The organism is Pseudomonas sp. R25(2017), assembly GCF_002112565.1.
Taxonomy (GTDB): Bacteria; Pseudomonadota; Gammaproteobacteria; order Pseudomonadales; family Pseudomonadaceae; genus Aquipseudomonas; species Aquipseudomonas ekonensis.
This window is the reverse complement of record NZ_NEHZ01000006.1, coordinates 222,406-237,749: the sequence shown is the minus strand read 5'-3', so window position 1 is coordinate 237,749 and position 15,344 is coordinate 222,406. Positions and strand designations below refer to the sequence as shown.

15 protein-coding genes and 1 tRNA gene are annotated in these 15,344 nt (G+C 63.1%); 5 read left to right on the top strand and 11 right to left on the bottom strand.

Features of this window, described 5'->3' with window-relative positions; genetic code table 11:
- From gcvP to CAG31_RS10085, 5 genes are all read left to right on the top strand, one after another.
- On the top strand, positions 1-2,853 hold the full coding sequence (gene gcvP, locus CAG31_RS10105) for an aminomethyl-transferring glycine dehydrogenase (RefSeq protein ID WP_085580493.1): 2,853 nt from the start codon (positions 1-3) through the stop codon (positions 2,851-2,853).
- Between the two features lie 195 nt (positions 2,854-3,048).
- Positions 3,049-4,425 (top strand): L-serine ammonia-lyase, encoded by a 1,377-nt coding sequence (locus CAG31_RS10100; protein WP_085580491.1) that lies wholly within the window; start codon positions 3,049-3,051, stop codon positions 4,423-4,425.
- A 44-nt stretch (positions 4,426-4,469) separates the two neighbouring features.
- Positions 4,470-5,594: a glycine cleavage system aminomethyltransferase GcvT gene (gcvT, locus tag CAG31_RS10095; protein ID WP_085580489.1), complete on the top strand. Its 1,125-nt coding sequence runs from the start codon at positions 4,470-4,472 to the stop codon at positions 5,592-5,594.
- A 404-nt stretch (positions 5,595-5,998) separates the two neighbouring features.
- Positions 5,999-6,211: a cold-shock protein gene (locus CAG31_RS10090; RefSeq protein ID WP_085580487.1), complete on the top strand. Its 213-nt coding sequence runs from the start codon at positions 5,999-6,001 to the stop codon at positions 6,209-6,211.
- 97 nt (positions 6,212-6,308) lie between these two features.
- Positions 6,309-6,797 carry an RDD family protein gene (locus CAG31_RS10085; RefSeq protein WP_085580485.1) on the top strand — a complete coding sequence of 163 codons (489 nt, stop codon included), beginning with the start codon at positions 6,309-6,311 and terminating at the stop codon, positions 6,795-6,797.
- Positions 6,798-6,930: 133 nt separating this feature from the next.
- Here CAG31_RS10085 and nadA read toward each other — a convergent pair whose 3' ends face one another.
- The 11 genes from nadA to ybgC form a co-directional block, all read right to left on the bottom strand.
- On the bottom strand, positions 6,931-7,989 hold the full coding sequence (gene nadA / locus CAG31_RS10080; RefSeq protein WP_085580483.1) for a quinolinate synthase NadA: 1,059 nt from the start codon (positions 7,987-7,989) through the stop codon (positions 6,931-6,933).
- Between the two features lie 271 nt (positions 7,990-8,260).
- Positions 8,261-8,336, bottom strand: a tRNA-Lys gene (locus tag CAG31_RS10075).
- A gap of 63 nt (positions 8,337-8,399) precedes the next feature.
- Complete coding sequence (gene queC, locus CAG31_RS10070; protein ID WP_085580480.1) at positions 8,400-9,092, bottom strand: 7-cyano-7-deazaguanine synthase QueC; 693 nt, start codon at positions 9,090-9,092, stop codon at positions 8,400-8,402.
- A 1-nt stretch (position 9,093) separates the two neighbouring features.
- A complete protein-coding gene (gene queE / locus CAG31_RS10065; RefSeq protein ID WP_085580478.1) occupies positions 9,094-9,741 on the bottom strand; it encodes a 7-carboxy-7-deazaguanine synthase QueE in 648 nt (215 codons plus the stop codon).
- A gap of 181 nt (positions 9,742-9,922) precedes the next feature.
- Positions 9,923-10,756 carry a tol-pal system protein YbgF gene (gene ybgF / locus CAG31_RS10060; protein WP_085580476.1) on the bottom strand — a complete coding sequence of 278 codons (834 nt, stop codon included), beginning with the start codon at positions 10,754-10,756 and terminating at the stop codon, positions 9,923-9,925.
- Between the two features lie 6 nt (positions 10,757-10,762).
- Positions 10,763-11,260 (bottom strand): peptidoglycan-associated lipoprotein Pal, encoded by a 498-nt coding sequence (gene pal, locus CAG31_RS10055; protein ID WP_003178634.1) that lies wholly within the window; start codon positions 11,258-11,260, stop codon positions 10,763-10,765.
- A 52-nt stretch (positions 11,261-11,312) separates the two neighbouring features.
- Positions 11,313-12,572 (bottom strand): Tol-Pal system beta propeller repeat protein TolB, encoded by a 1,260-nt coding sequence (gene tolB / locus CAG31_RS10050; RefSeq protein WP_225927298.1) that lies wholly within the window; start codon positions 12,570-12,572, stop codon positions 11,313-11,315.
- 38 nt (positions 12,573-12,610) lie between these two features.
- Positions 12,611-13,690 (bottom strand): cell envelope integrity protein TolA, encoded by a 1,080-nt coding sequence (tolA, locus tag CAG31_RS10045; RefSeq protein ID WP_085580472.1) that lies wholly within the window; start codon positions 13,688-13,690, stop codon positions 12,611-12,613.
- Entirely contained in the window at positions 13,690-14,142 is a 453-nt protein-coding gene (gene tolR, locus CAG31_RS10040) for a protein TolR (RefSeq protein ID WP_170929939.1), read from the bottom strand. Before tolR ends, tolA begins: the two co-directional genes overlap by 1 nt.
- Before the next feature lie 23 nt (positions 14,143-14,165).
- The gene (tolQ, locus tag CAG31_RS10035; RefSeq protein WP_085580467.1) at positions 14,166-14,861 is read right to left on the bottom strand and encodes a protein TolQ; all 696 of its coding nucleotides are present in this window, start codon (positions 14,859-14,861) and stop codon (positions 14,166-14,168) included.
- Positions 14,851-15,318, bottom strand: a complete 468-nt coding sequence (gene ybgC, locus CAG31_RS10030; protein WP_085580465.1) for a tol-pal system-associated acyl-CoA thioesterase — start codon at positions 15,316-15,318, stop codon at positions 14,851-14,853. The genes tolQ and ybgC overlap by 11 nt, the downstream gene beginning before the upstream one ends.
- Between the last annotated feature and the right edge of the window lie 26 nt (positions 15,319-15,344).

Here is a 15,344-nt window from a genome sequence, read left to right as displayed (position 1 = left end):
ATGACTCAAGTGAACCTGACCACCGCCAACGAATTCATCGCCCGTCACATCGGCCCGCGCGCCGGCGACGAGCAGGCCATGCTCAACAGCCTCGGCTTCGACTCCCTCGAAGCCCTGAGCGCCAGCGTCATCCCGGAAAGCATCAAGGGCACCAGCGTGCTGGGCCTGGACGACGGCCTGAGCGAAGCCCAGGCCCTGGCCGCGATCAAGGCCATCGCCGGCCAGAACCAACTGTTCAAGACCTACATCGGCCAGGGCTACTACAACTGCCACACCCCGTCGCCGATCCTGCGCAACCTGCTGGAGAACCCGGCCTGGTACACCGCCTACACCCCGTACCAGCCGGAGATCTCCCAGGGCCGCCTCGAAGCGCTGCTGAACTTCCAGACCCTGATCAGCGACCTCACCGGCCTGCCGATCGCCAACGCCTCCCTGCTCGACGAAGCCACCGCCGCCGCCGAAGCCATGACCTTCTGCAAGCGCCTGAGCAAGAACAAGGGCAGCCACCAGTTCTTCGCCTCGGTCCACAGCCATCCGCAGACCCTCGACGTGCTGCGCACCCGTGCCGAGCCGCTGGGCATCGACGTGGTCGTGGGCGACGAGCGTGAACTGACCGACGTGACCCCGTTCTTCGGCGCCCTGCTGCAATACCCGGCGAGCAACGGCGACGTGTTCGACTACCGTGAGCTGACCGAGCGCTTCCACGCCGCCAACGCCCTGGTGGCCGTGGCCGCCGACCTGCTGGCCCTGACCCTGCTGACCCCGCCGGGCGAGTTCGGCGCCGACGTGGCCATCGGCAGCGCCCAGCGCTTCGGCGTGCCGCTGGGCTTCGGCGGCCCGCACGCGGCGTACTTCTCCACCAAGGACGCGTTCAAGCGCGACATGCCGGGCCGCCTGGTCGGCGTGTCGGTCGACCGCTTCGGCAAGCCGGCCCTGCGCCTGGCCATGCAGACCCGCGAGCAGCACATCCGCCGCGAGAAGGCCACCTCGAACATCTGCACCGCGCAAGTGCTGCTGGCCAACATCGCCAGCATGTACGCCGTTTACCACGGCCCCAAAGGCCTGACCCAGATCGCCAACCGCGTGCACCACCTGACCGCTATCCTCGCCCAAGGCCTGAGCGCCCTGGGCCTGAACGTCGAGCAGGCGCACTTCTTCGACACCCTGACCTTGGCCACCGGCGCGCAGACCGCCGCGCTGCACGACAAGGCCCGTGCCCAGCGGATCAACCTGCGCGTGGTCGATGCCCAGCGCCTGGGCCTGTCGGTGGACGAGACCACCACCCAGGCCGACATCGAGACCCTGTGGGCGCTGTTCGCCGACGGCAAGGCCCTGCCGGACTTCGCCGCCCTCGCCACCTCGGCGCAAGGCACCCTGCCGGCGGCGCTGGTGCGCCAATCGCCGATCCTCAGCCACCCGGTGTTCAACCGCTACCACTCCGAAACCGAGCTGATGCGCTACCTGCGCAAGCTGGCGGACAAGGACCTGGCGCTCGACCGCACCATGATCCCGCTGGGCTCGTGCACCATGAAGCTCAACGCCGCCAGCGAAATGATCCCGGTGACCTGGGCCGAATTCGGCGCCCTGCACCCGTTTGCCCCGGCCGAGCAGAGCGCCGGCTACCAGCAGCTGACTGCTGAGCTGGAAGCGATGCTCTGCGCCGCCACCGGCTACGACGCGGTGTCGCTGCAGCCGAACGCCGGCTCCCAGGGTGAATACGCCGGCCTGCTGGCGATCCGCGCCTACCACCAGAGCCGTGGCGACGAGCGCCGCGACATCTGCCTGATCCCGTCGTCGGCCCACGGCACCAACCCGGCCACCGCCCACATGGCCGGCATGCGCGTGGTGGTGACCGCGTGCGACGCCCGCGGCAACGTCGACATCGAAGACCTGCGCGCCAAGGCCATCGAGCACCGCGAGCACCTCGCCGCGCTGATGATCACCTACCCGTCCACCCACGGCGTGTTCGAGGAAGGCATCCGCGAAATCTGCGCGATCATCCACGACAACGGCGGCCAGGTGTACATCGACGGCGCCAACATGAACGCCATGGTCGGCCTCTGTGCACCGGGCAAGTTCGGCGGCGACGTGTCCCACCTGAACCTGCACAAGACCTTCTGCATCCCCCACGGCGGCGGCGGCCCGGGCGTGGGCCCGATCGGCGTCAAGTCGCACCTGGCCCCGTTCCTGCCCGGCCACGCCGAGATGGCGCGCAAGGAAGGCGCGGTCTGCGCGGCGCCGTTCGGCAGCGCCAGCATCCTGCCGATCACCTGGATGTACATCCGCATGATGGGCGGCGCCGGCCTCAAGCGCGCCTCGCAGCTGGCGATCCTCAACGCCAACTACATCTCGCGCCGCCTCGAAGAGCACTACCCGGTGCTCTACACCGGCAGCAACGGCCTGGTGGCCCACGAGTGCATCCTGGACCTGCGTCCGCTCAAGGACAGCAGCGGCATCAGCGTCGATGACGTCGCCAAGCGCCTGATCGACTTCGGCTTCCACGCCCCGACCATGTCGTTCCCGGTGGCCGGCACGCTGATGATCGAGCCGACCGAAAGCGAATCCAAGGAAGAGCTGGATCGCTTCTGCGACGCCATGATCCGCATCCGCGAAGAGATCCGCGCGGTGGAGAACGGCACCCTGGACAAGGACGACAACCCGCTCAAGAACGCCCCGCACACCGCGGCGGAGCTGGTCGGCGAGTGGACTCACCCGTACAGCCGCGAGCAGGCGGTGTACCCGGTGGCGTCGCTGGTCGAGGCCAAGTACTGGCCGCCGGTCGGCCGCGTCGACAACGTGTTCGGCGACCGCAACCTGGTCTGCGCCTGCCCGTCGATCGAAAGCTACGCTTGAGACAGGGCGGGACCGGTTCGCCGGTTCCGCCTGCACCGCAGCCCCCTGTGGGAGCGAGCCTGCTCGCGATAGCGGTATGTCAGTCAAACAATGCATCGACTGAAGCACCGCTATCGCGAGCAGGCTCGCTCCTGCAAGGGAATGCGGCAACCCAGATTCCGCTGATACCCCATAACAAGAAACCGGAGAACAACCATGTCGTTAAGCGTGTTCGACCTGTTCAAGATCGGCATCGGCCCCTCCAGCTCCCACACCGTCGGCCCGATGCGCGCCGCCGCGCGCTTCGTCGAGGGCCTGCGCCGGGACAACCTGCTGGCCGCCACCGCCTGCGTGAAGGTCGAGCTCTACGGATCCCTCGGCGCCACCGGCAAGGGGCACGGCAGCGACAAGGCCGTGCTGCTGGGCCTTGAAGGCGAACACCCGGACACCGTCGACACCGACACCGTCAGCGCCCGCTTGGCCGACATCCGCGCCAGCGGCCGCCTCAACCTGCTCGGCGAACACAGCCTCGCGTTCAACGAGAAAGAACACCTGGCGATGATCCGCAAGCCCCTGCCCTACCACCCCAACGGCATGATCTTCCGCGCGTTCGACGCCGCCGGCCTGCAGATCCGCAGCCGCGAGTACTACTCGGTGGGCGGCGGTTTCGTGGTCGACGAGGACGCCGCCGGAGCCGACCGCATCGTCGAGGACGCCACCCCGTTGACCTTCCCGTTCAAGACCGCCAAGGAACTGCTCGGCCACTGCGCCACCTACGGGCTGTCGATCAGCCAGGTGATGCTGACCAACGAAAGCGCCTGGCGCCCTGAAGCGGAAACCCGCGCCGGCCTGCTGAAGATCTGGCAAGTGATGCAGGACTGCGTGGCCGCCGGCTGCCGCAACGAAGGCATCCTGCCGGGGGGCCTGAAGGTCAAGCGCCGGGCGGCGGCGCTGCACCGGCAACTGTGCAAGAACCCGGAATCGTCGCTGCGCGATCCGCTGTCGGTGCTGGACTGGGTCAACCTCTACGCCCTGGCCGTCAACGAGGAAAACGCCTACGGCGGACGGGTCGTCACCGCACCGACCAACGGCGCAGCCGGGATCATCCCGGCGGTGCTGCATTACTACATGCGCTTCATCCCCGGCGCCAACGACGACGGCGTGGTGCGCTTCCTGCTGACGGCGGCGGCCATCGGCATCCTGTACAAGGAAAACGCCTCGATCTCCGGCGCCGAAGTCGGCTGCCAGGGCGAAGTCGGCGTGGCCTGCTCGATGGCCGCCGGCGCCTTGTGCGAAGTCCTCGGCGGCAGCGTGCAGCAAGTGGAGAACGCCGCGGAGATCGGCATGGAGCACAACCTCGGCCTGACCTGCGACCCCATCGGCGGCCTGGTGCAAGTGCCCTGCATCGAACGCAACGCCATGGGCTCGGTGAAGGCGATCAACGCCGTGCGGATGGCCATGCGCGGAGACGGCCAGCACTTCGTCTCCCTCGACAAGGTCATCCGCACCATGCGCCAGACCGGCGCCGACATGAAAAGCAAATACAAAGAGACCGCCCGCGGCGGTCTGGCAGTCAACATTATCGAATGCTGATGCCTGCGCGCATCGGCAGCAGCCCACCTTCCAAGGAGTTGAAGATGTCCACCGAACAATTGTCGAAAACCCCGCTCCACGCCCTGCACCTGGAACTCGGCGCCCGCATGGTGCCGTTCGCCGGCTACGACATGCCGGTGCAGTACCCGCTGGGCGTGATGAAGGAACACCAGCACACCCGTGAACAGGCCGGCCTGTTCGATGTCTCGCACATGGGCCAGATCCGCCTGACCGGCGCCGGCGCCGCCAAGGCCCTGGAGAGCCTGGTGCCGGTGGACATCATCGACCTGCCGGTGGGCATGCAGCGCTATGCGATGTTCACCAACGAAACCGGCGGCATCCTGGACGACCTGATGGTGGCCAACCTGGGCAACGACGAACTGTTCCTGGTGGTCAACGCCGCCTGCAAGGATCAGGATCTGGCCCACCTGCAAAAACACATCGGCGGCCAATGCACCATTGAGGCGCTGTTCGAGGAGCGTGCGCTCCTCGCCTTGCAAGGCCCGGCGGCGGTGACCGTGCTGGCGCGCCTGGCGCCGGAGGTGGCGAAAATGACCTTCATGCAGTTCACCCGCGTGAACCTGCTGGGCGTGGACTGCTTCGTCAGCCGTTCGGGCTACACCGGTGAGGACGGCTATGAAATCTCGGTGCCGGCCGCCGACGCGGAAAAGCTCGCCCGCGCCTTGCTGGCCGAACCGGAAGTCCAGGCCATCGGCCTCGGCGCCCGCGATTCGCTGCGCCTGGAAGCCGGTCTGTGCCTGTACGGCCACGACATGAACACCGACACTACCCCCATCGAAGCCAGCCTGCTGTGGGCCATCTCCAAGCCCCGCCGCGCCGACGGCGCACGGGCCGGCGGCTTCCCGGGCGCGGACAACGTGTTCACCCAGCAGCAGAACGGCGTGGCACGCAAACGCGTCGGCCTGCTGCCCCAGGAGCGCACGCCGGTGCGCGAAGGCGCGGAAATCGTCAATGAAGCGGGCGAAATCATCGGCAGCGTGTGCAGCGGCGGTTTCGGCCCGACCCTGGGCGGGCCGGTGGCGATGGGTTACCTCGACAGCGCCTATGTCACCCTCGACACGCCGGTCTGGGCCATCGTGCGTGGGAAAAAGGTGCCAATGCTTGTAAGCAAAATGCCATTTGTTCCACAACGCTACTATCGCGGCTGATTGACTGTTTCTATAAGTAACGCGATTGCGTTATGCGTGCACTAATGTGTAACGCAATCGCCATAAAACAGTGCATTGATTTAACAGCCGATTCGAATATGAACTTGGCTTATAACGATCGAAAACAATTGAACAACGCAATCGTCTAAGCCTGCGCCCGCGTACCGGTAAGTGGCGGCAAGCTCAGGAAAACCGGGGGCTTCACAGGGCTTGTTTTTCCTCCCGTAGTTGGCGTAGAGTTTGCCCACTGTGTTTGCATGGGTCAGCTTGGAATCGTGACCTGGGCAGTAGCCTACAAGTTAGCTACATCCCGTTCGACGTCTTCTTACTCTCCTGCAACCAGCCCCAGTACTCTTTCATGAGAAAGAGACTGTCATCAATTTTTGCGTCAAAGGAAATAAGAAATGTCCACACGTCAGAGCGGCACCGTCAAGTGGTTTAACGACGAGAAAGGTTTTGGTTTTATCACTCCAGAAAGCGGTCCGGATCTGTTCGTGCATTTCCGCGCCATCCAGGGCAGCGGCTTCAAGAGCCTGAAAGAAGGCCAGAAAGTGACCTTCGTTGCCGTGCAAGGCCAGAAAGGCATGCAGGCTGATGAAGTCATCGCAGAAGGCTGATCTTCTGTAACGAAAAAGCCCCTGATATTGATATCAGGGGCTTTTTTGTGCGCGCGAATCCGTAAAATGGCGCTTCATTTTCCGTCCAGAGGCTGCCATGTCGAAACACCTGCTCTCCCCCCAGGGCGACTTTCCCGCCGTCGGCCTGGGCCGTCGCCTGGCAGCGATGTTCTATGACTTCCTGCTCTGCACCGCCCTGCTGATCGTCACCGGCGGCATCTACAAGATGATCCAGGCCGCCCTCATCGGCGAGGAACGCCTGCGGGTGATGACCGATGCCGGTCAGCTGGACGGCGATCCCCTCTATTCCACCGTGCTGTTGCTGGTGCTGTTCGGCTTCTTCGCCAAGTTCTGGACCCACGCCGGCCAGACCCTAGGCATGCAGGTGTGGGGCATCCGCGTGCAGAACGCCGACGGCACCGCCATCAGCCTGTGGCAGGCGCTGCTGCGCTTCATGGTGTCGATGGCGTCGTGGCTGTGCCTGGGGCTGGGGTTCTTCTGGTCGCTGTTCGACAAGCAAAAGCGCACCTGGCACGACATCTATTCCGATACCCGCGTGGTGCGGATCCCGAAAAAGGCCAAGTGATCCTTGGCGCAGAAACGACTGCAGGAGCGAGCCTGCTCGCGATGGCGGTGCGTCAGTCGATGGATTATTTGACTGACATACCGTAATCGCGAGCAGGCTCGCTCCTGCATCACGGGCGGCCGGAACTCAGGTTTCAGGCGTTGCCGGCCAGCTTCATGCGCGCCGCCTGGGTGAAGTCCAGCATGCGCTTGAGCGGGCGGATCGCCTGCGGAATCAGCGCCGGGTCGACGAAGATCTCGCCGGTGCCCTCTTTAAGGCACTTGAGCGTGCGCTCAAGCGTGTTCATGGCCATCCACGGGCAATGCGCGCAGCTGCGGCAGGCGGCGCCGTTGCCGGCGGTAGGCGCCTCGATGAAGACCTTGTCCGGGCACACCTGCTGCATCTTGTAGAAGATGCCGCGGTCGGTGGCGACGATCAGGGTCTTGTGCGGCAGCGTCTTGGCCGCGGCGATCAACTGGCTGGTGGAACCGACGGCGTCCGCCAGCTCGATGACCGACGTCGGCGATTCCGGGTGCACCAGAATGGCCGCGTCCGGGTACAGCGCCTTCATGTCTTCGAGCTGCTTGGCCTTGAACTCTTCGTGAACGATGCAGGCACCGTCCCACAGCAGCATGTCGGCGCCGGTCTGGCGCTGGATGTAGGTGCCCAGGTGCTTGTCCGGGCCCCAGATGATGGTCTCGCCGTTGTCCATCAGGCTCTCGACGATCTCCAGCGCGCAGCTGGACGTCACCACCCAGTCGGCCCGCGCCTTCACCGCCGCCGACGTGTTGGCGTACACCACCACCGTGCGCTCCGTGTGCTGGTCGCAGAACGCCGAGAACTCATCCACCGGGCACCCCAGGTCCAGGGAACAGGTGGCGTCCAGCGTCGGCATCAGCACGCGCTTTTCCGGGTTAAGGATCTTGGCGGTCTCGCCCATGAACTTCACGCCGGCCACCACCACGGTCTTGGCCGGGTGGGCATTGCCGAAGCGGGCCATCTCCAGGGAATCGGACACGCAGCCGCCGGTCTCTTCGGCCAGGGCCTGGATGACCGGATCGCAATAGAAGTGGGCAACCAGCACGGCGTCCTGAGCCTTGAGCTCGGCGGCGATGGCGGAACGGTAGTGAGCCTCTTCCTCGGCCGTCAGCGGCTTGGGCTGCTTGGCATCGAGGTGGGCTTGAACCAGAAGGCGTTCGGAAAACTGCGTCATGTTCGCAAGACCTGCAGGCGCATTCGCGCGAAAGTCGAGTATACACCCGGCTCCGGACCACTTGAGGGCACCGCCGGGAGAGTGAGTGTCATCAGGCACGGACAGCATTGAAGCTGCGCAAGGCTACAGAATATCCCGTTGATGCAAAAGATGATTCTGACCTGCGTCACGGCAGGTCGGCACCGGGTCGGGCATGCCCGAATCGCAGGCAAAAAAAAATCCGGAAATCCTCACTTGCGTGGGCCTTCCAGACTTTTTGAAACTTCGAAAATGGTGGGTCGTGTAGGATTCGAACCTACGACCAATTGGTTAAAAGCCAACTGCTCTACCAACTGAGCTAACGACCCGCTTCGTTGTGGCGCGTATAATACTGATTTTTAAGGACTATTCAACACCTAATTTGAAAAAAATCAAAAATAAGGGGTTGGATCGCTGATTCCGGCCGCTGCGAAGCCGTCTGCGCGCAGGCGGCAGCTGTCGCACTTGCCGCACGCACGGCCCTCATCGTCAGCCTGATAGCAGGAAACGGTCAGCCCGTAATTCACGCCCAGCTTCACACCGGCCTGAACGATCTGTGCCTTGCTCAGGTTCTGCAGCGGTGCCTGGATGCGGAAACCGTTGCCTTCCACGCCAGCCTTGGTCGCGAGATTGGCCATGCGCTCGAACGATTCGATGAACTCGGGACGGCAGTCCGGGTAACCGGAATAGTCCACCGCGTTGACGCCGATGAAGATATCGCGAGCCCCGAGCACTTCCGCCCAACCCAATGCCAACGACAGGAACACGGTGTTGCGCGCCGGCACGTAAGTCACCGGAATGCCCTCGCCCAACTCCTCCGGAATGTCGATGCTGCTGTCGGTCAGCGCCGAACCGCCCATGCCGTTCAGGTTCAGGCCGATCACCTTATGCTCGATCACGCCCAGGTCACGAGCCACCCGAGCGGCAGCATGCAATTCGGCGTGGGAGCGCTGACCGTAGTCGAAGCTCATGGTGTAGCAGCTGTAGCCCTCTGCACGGGCCATCGCCACGACGGTCGCGGAGTCCAGGCCACCGGACAGCAGAATGACCGCGCGTTCTTCAGTGGTGTTCAGTTGTTCAGTCATCTCAGCGCCCCGGCTCGTCGTTCCAAAGATATTTGTGCAACTGCAACTGCAGGCGTACCGGCAGGTTGTCCGCCACGATCCAGTCCGCCAGGTCCCGTGCGTTCAGGTCATGGTGGCTGGGGGAAAACAGCACTTCGCCGGCACGGCGGTCGAGGCCGTACTGGATCAGCTTGGAGACCGCCCAGTCGTAGTCCTCCCGCGAACAGATGACGAATTTCACCTGGTCGTTGGACGTCAGCAGTTCGATGTTTTCGTAGCGGTTGCGGTGGGCCTCTTTCGAGCCCGGCGTCTTCAGGTCCAGCACACGGCTGACCCGCGGATCGACGGCCGAAATGTCGAGGGCGCCGCTGGTTTCCAGCGAGACCTCGTAACCGGCGTCACACAATCGCTTGAGCAAAGGAATGGCATTGGGCTGCGCCAGGGGCTCGCCGCCCGTCACGCAGACATAGCGTGGACGGAAGCCGGCCACCTGCTCGGCGATGTCGTCGAGGGTGCGCAGGGTGCCGCCGCTGAAGGCGTAGGCGCTGTCGCAGTACTGGCAACGCAGAGGGCATCCGGTCAGGCGCACGAAAACCGTGGGCAGCCCGGCAGTCCGCGTTTCCCCCTGCAACGAGTAGAAAACTTCGGTGATTCTCAATGTGTCTTGCATAGTCGCCACGGGCGTAACAGCTAAACAGGCTGTCCGCCTCCGTCAGGCACTTCAGGCCACCCCGCCAACGCGCAGATCGCCAAAAGCGTGTTTCATGAAAAAAGGGCGTGAATTCTAACGAAAAAACCCGCGACAGGCGCGGGTTTCTTCTGAACGGGTAACGCTTTCCCAGGCAGCAGCCTTACATGCGCTGCAGATCGCGTTGGGCCAGCTGAGCAGCGGACGTGCCCGGGTATTGGGCAACCACCTGCTGCAGAATGCCTTTGACCTTGTCGGTGTGACCCAGTCGGCGCTCCACGTCAGCCAGCTTGTACAGCGAGTCCGGCACCTTGGCGTGCTTGGGGTACAGCTGCGAAACCTTGGCGAACGCCTGACCTGCGCCTTGCAGGTCGCCCTTCGCCAGGTTCACTTCACCCAGCCAGTACTGGGCGTTGCCCGCGTATTGGCTGTTCGGGTACTTGCGCAGGAACGCGGCGAAGGCCTGGCTGGCCTTGTCGAAGTCCTTGGCCTTGATCAGGTCGAAAGCGGCATCGTAATACAGCTTTTCCTTGGCCGGATCACCGGGTTCGCTGCTGGCCGCAGGCGCCTGGGCAGCAGCCCCGGCACCCGCAGCAGCACCGGCGGCAGCACTTGCATCGCCGCCGGCGGAAGAATTCTCAGGAGTCGCGGCAGGTGCAACGCCGGATCCTATGCGCCGATCAAGATCCTGGTATCGCTCCAGGGATTCCTGCTTCATGCGCGCAACCTGATTCTGCAGTTCTTCGATCACGCCTTGCTGGCGCGAAATCTGATCCTGCATCTGTTGCAGTTGGTTGAACAGCATGCCTTGTGCCGAGGCAGGGGCCGTAGCCGCTCCCCCGGCATAGGCGCCGTTCGTACCGTAACCCGCAGGCGGATAACTGCTCCCGCTACTGTTGTAACCGGAGTTGTCATCGACCACAGGAACCGCAGCCCACGCCGCAAGCGGCGCGAGGCTGAGAGCCAGGACAGTTACAGCACGACGGCACGTTCGCATATCGAATTACTTACGCAGTTCGACGCGACGGTTTTGAGCCCAGGACTGCTCGTCGTTGCCGGTGGCAACTGGACGCTCTTCGCCGTAGGAAACCAGTTCCAGCTGAGCTGGGGAAACACCTTGCAGTACCAGGTAGCGCTGAACGGCTTTCGCACGACGCTCGCCCAGTGCCATGTTGTACTCACGAGTACCACGTTCGTCGGTGTTGCCTTCCAGAACAACGCGAGCGCCGTTTGCTTTCAGGTCTTTGGCGTGAACGTCCAGAGCGCGCATGGCTTCTGGCTTCAGGTCCGAGCTGTCGTATTCGAAGTAGAAGGTGGTGATTGCGCGCAGAGCAGCTTCTTCGCTCAGGGAACCGTCAACGGCGCCGGTGTTTGCACCGTAGCCAGCGTTTGGATCGACAGCGCCTTCACCGGCGTTGTCGCCGCCCTTGGACGAGCAACCTACAGCTACGGCCATGGCCAGAGCCAGCGCAGCAAATTTACCAAACTTCAGCATTTCCATCGTGAAACTCCTAATGAACCCCAGTGTGTTAAGTAAAACGTAAAGCGCCGCGTCAGTTCAGGTAAGGGGACCAGGACGGTTCTCTGACTTCGCCTTGAGCGGTAGGAAGCGGGAGCCTCACGCGTCCGTTAATGGACACGAGCATCAAGACTCCCCGGCCCTGCTGGCGGGTGGCGTAGATTACCATGGTGCCGTTGGGCGCAACAGTAGGCGACTCGTCCAGAGTGCTATCAGTGAGGATTTTTACGCTTCCGCGCTGAAGATCCTGGGCCGCCACTTTGAAATTGGTGAAACCGTCCTGACGATGGATCATCACCAGGGTCTTTTCGTCGGCCGACAGTTTCGGGTTGGCGTTGTAGTTGCCCACGAACGTCACGCGCTCGGCACCGCCGCCACCGGCGCTGGTCTTGTAGATCTGCGGCTTGCCGCCACGGTCGGAGGTGAAGTAGATGGTCGAGCCATCCTTGCCCCAGTACGGCTCGGTGTTGATGCCGGGACCTGCGGTGACGCGGGTGATCTGGCGCGAACCGAGGTTCATCACGTAGATGTCCGGGTTGCCGTCCTTGGACAGCACGAACGCCAGGCGATTGCCGTCAGGCGACCAGGCCGGCGCGCCGTTCAGGCCTTCGAAGTTGGTGATCTGCTCGCGGCGGCCGGTGTCGATGTTCTGCACGAAGATCCGCGGACGCTTCTGCTCGAACGACACGTAGGCGATGCGCTTGCCGTCCGGGGCGAAACGCGGCGACAGGATCGGCTCACGCGATTGCAGAAGGGTCACGGCACGGGCACCGTCGTAGTCCGAACGCTGCAGGGTGTAGCGGGTGTTCTTCTCGGAGAAGCGTTCGGCCGTCACGTACAGCAGACGGGTCGAGAACGCGCCCTTGATGCCGGTGAGCTTCTCGAACGACTGGTCGGAGATGTAGTGCGCCATGTCGCGCAACTGCTCGGTGGTACCGGAAACGCTGCCGTCGGCCACTTTCTGCTCGGTGGCGACGTTGAACAGCGCCCATTGCACCTGCAAGCGACCGCCCGCCGGAACGATGCTGCCGACCATCATGTACTGGGCGCCCACCGCCTTCCAGTCACGGAAGATGATTTCGCTCGGCTGGCTCGGCTGGCTGATCATGTTTTGCTTCGGAATCGGCGAGTAGTAGCCCGAGTTGCGCAAATCGTTACCAATGATTTCAGCCATGTCGTCCGGCAGGACGGCACCGCCCTGGAAACCGAACGGCACGACGGCGATCGGGGTCGCCCGATCGCTGCCGCTGGTGACCAGAATGTTCTTTTCATCCGCCATCGCGATCCCTGCCATGCAGCAGACCGCGATCAGCAATCCTCGAAGAAGGTTTCTCACAAGGCTAGATCCTCAGGTGTGAATGTCATCTTGAAGGAACGATACGGAGCGAAATCGCTCGCCTTCATTCCCTGCATTTCCGTCAATCGTCCAATGTTCTTGACCGCCGCCACCGCCGAAGCGTCGAACGGACCGTCGCCGCTGGACTTGGCCACGCTGACCGTGGTCACGGTGCCGTCCGGCAACATGCCGATCTGCAGCACAACCGTCATGCCTTTGCGTGCCGAAGGCGGACGGGCCCAGCCTTCCGCTGCCCGCGCACGAATCAGGTCATCGAAACTGCCCGCGACTTCGTCGCCCTGCTCATCGGCCAAGGCCTGCTGGCGCTGCGGCGTGTCGGAAAGCAGATCTGCCAAGGCCTGGGCCTTCTTATCTTCGGCAGACTTGCGCGCGGCGTCCTGCGCTTTCTTCTTCGCAGCGTCGGCGGCAGCTTTCTTCTTCGCTTCTTCGGCGACTTTCTTCTTCGCCTCTTCAGCTTCAGCTTTCTTCTTGGCGTCTTCGGCGGCTTTCTTCTTCGCGTCTTCGACGATCTTCTTCTTGGCTTCTTCAGCGGCCGCTTTCTTGGCCTCTTCTTCAGCAGCCTTCTTAGCTTCTTCTTCAGCTTTCTTCTTGGCTATATCAGCCAATTGTTTCTCTTCTGCCTTCTTGGCTTCGGCGGCTTTCTTCGCGTCGTCGGCCTTCTTGGCTTCGTCAGCCTTCTTCGCCTCTTCCGCTTTCTTCGCCTCGTCGGCCTTCTTGGCTTCCTCGGCCTTTTGAGCCGCTTCTTCTTTCTTTTGTTCCGCGGCCTTCACCGCTTCCTGCTCGACCTTTTTCTGCTCCATCTGCTCGACTTCGGTCTGGCGCGCGGCGGATTTCTTCGCCTCACCCGCAATCTTCTGATTGGTCTGGGTGGTCGCCTGACTTTTCGATTTCAGCTGGTACAAGGTCGCCTGGACGATCGGCTTGGCCGGCGGCAGCTCAGGCGTCAGGGCAAAACTGACGAACAGCATGCCGAACACCAGCACGTGCAAGCCGATTGCCCAGACGCTGGGCCAGAAGTAGCTTTCCGAGGCTGACGGCTCTCGCTGTGCCTGCATCAGGGGGCCTCGGTGATCAAGCCAACGTTACCGACCCCGGCTTTCTGCAGCCCGCCCATGGCGCCCATGACGGCGCCGTAGTCCACGGACTTGTCGCCGCGGATGAAGACCTGGGTGTGCTTGCCGCCTTCGTTGCCGGCACGGATGATCTTGGTCACCGCATCCGTCATCTGCGGCAGGGTCATGGCGCGGTCCTGCTGCTTCTCGGTGTCCACTTCGCTGCCCAGGTTCCAGTAGTAGGTCTTGTCGGCCTTGATGGAAATGGTCAGCACCTGGGTGTTGTTGTCCTGCGGCAAGGCATCGCTGGATACCTTCGGCAGATCCACCTTCACGCCCTGATTGAGCATCGGCGCAGTCACCATGAAGATGACCAGCAGCACCAGCATCACGTCGATGTAAGGCACCACGTTCATCTCGGCGACCGGCTTGCGCTTGTGTCGGGCTCGAGTGATTAAAGCCATTGGGATTTACCTGCTCAGTCTTCGCTGGTGTGCACTTTGCGGTGCAGGATCGCCTGGAACTCATCGGCGAAGGTGTAGTAGCGGCCCAGCAAGGTTTCGCTGCGGGCGGAGAAGCGGTTGTAGGCGATGACCGCCGGGATCGCGGCGAACAGGCCGATCGCGGTGGCGACCAGGGCCTCGGCGATGCCGGGTGCCACGGTGGCGAGGGTCGCCTGCTGGGCGCTGGCCAGGCCGCGGAAGGAGTTCATGATCCCCCAGACGGTGCCGAACAGACCGATGTACGGGCTGACGGAACCGACGGTGGCGAGGAACGGCAAGCTCTGCTCCAGTTTCTCTTCTTCGCGGGAGATCGCCACACGCATGGCACGGGCCACGCCTTCCATCACCGCCTCAGGGTCGACGCCGGGCTGCTGGCGCAGGCGGGAGAATTCCTTGAAGCCGGCACGGAAGATCTGCTCCACGCCCGAGTCCGGATCCGGGTTGCTGCCGGCCTGGCGGTACAGCTTGGACAGGTCGATGCCCGACCAGAAGCGCTCCTCGAAGGTCTCCAGGGCGCGTCGACCGGCGCGCAGCAGGTTGCTGCGCTGAAAGATCATGATCCATGAGGTCACCGATGCGGCCACCAGGGTCAACATTACCAACTGCACCACGATGCTGGCATTGCTGACCAGGCTCCACATGGAGGAATGGTCGACGACGTTAGCTTCCACGCTTTATCTCCTGCTTTGAGTGTGTACCCGTGCCGACCGCGTCGGCGAAGGCCGCACGCAGGTCATCGGGAAGGGCCCGGGGTTTCAAACTGTTAGTGCGCACACAGGCCACCAGAAACTGCCCCTCGCAGAGCAGCGCATTATCCGTCGCCCGCCTGACTTGCTGTCTGAAGCGCAGGCTGGCGCGGTTCAATTCGATTACATCAGCGCTTACCAGAAGCTCGTCGTCCAGTCGCGCCGGCGCGTGGTAGCGCGCTTCGCTGGAATGCACGACGAACAACAGGTCCTCCCCGGCCAGCGCCGACTGGGCGAAGCCCAGCGTCCGGAGCCGCTCGGTTCGAGCCCGTTCCATAAACTTGAGGTAATTAACGTAATACACGATGCCGCCGGCATCGGTGTCCTCGTAATAAACGCGACAACGATGTGCGAACGGCTCAAGCCCGTTTTGCGCGCGCATACTCTAGTGCTTACTCCTCGGGTTGC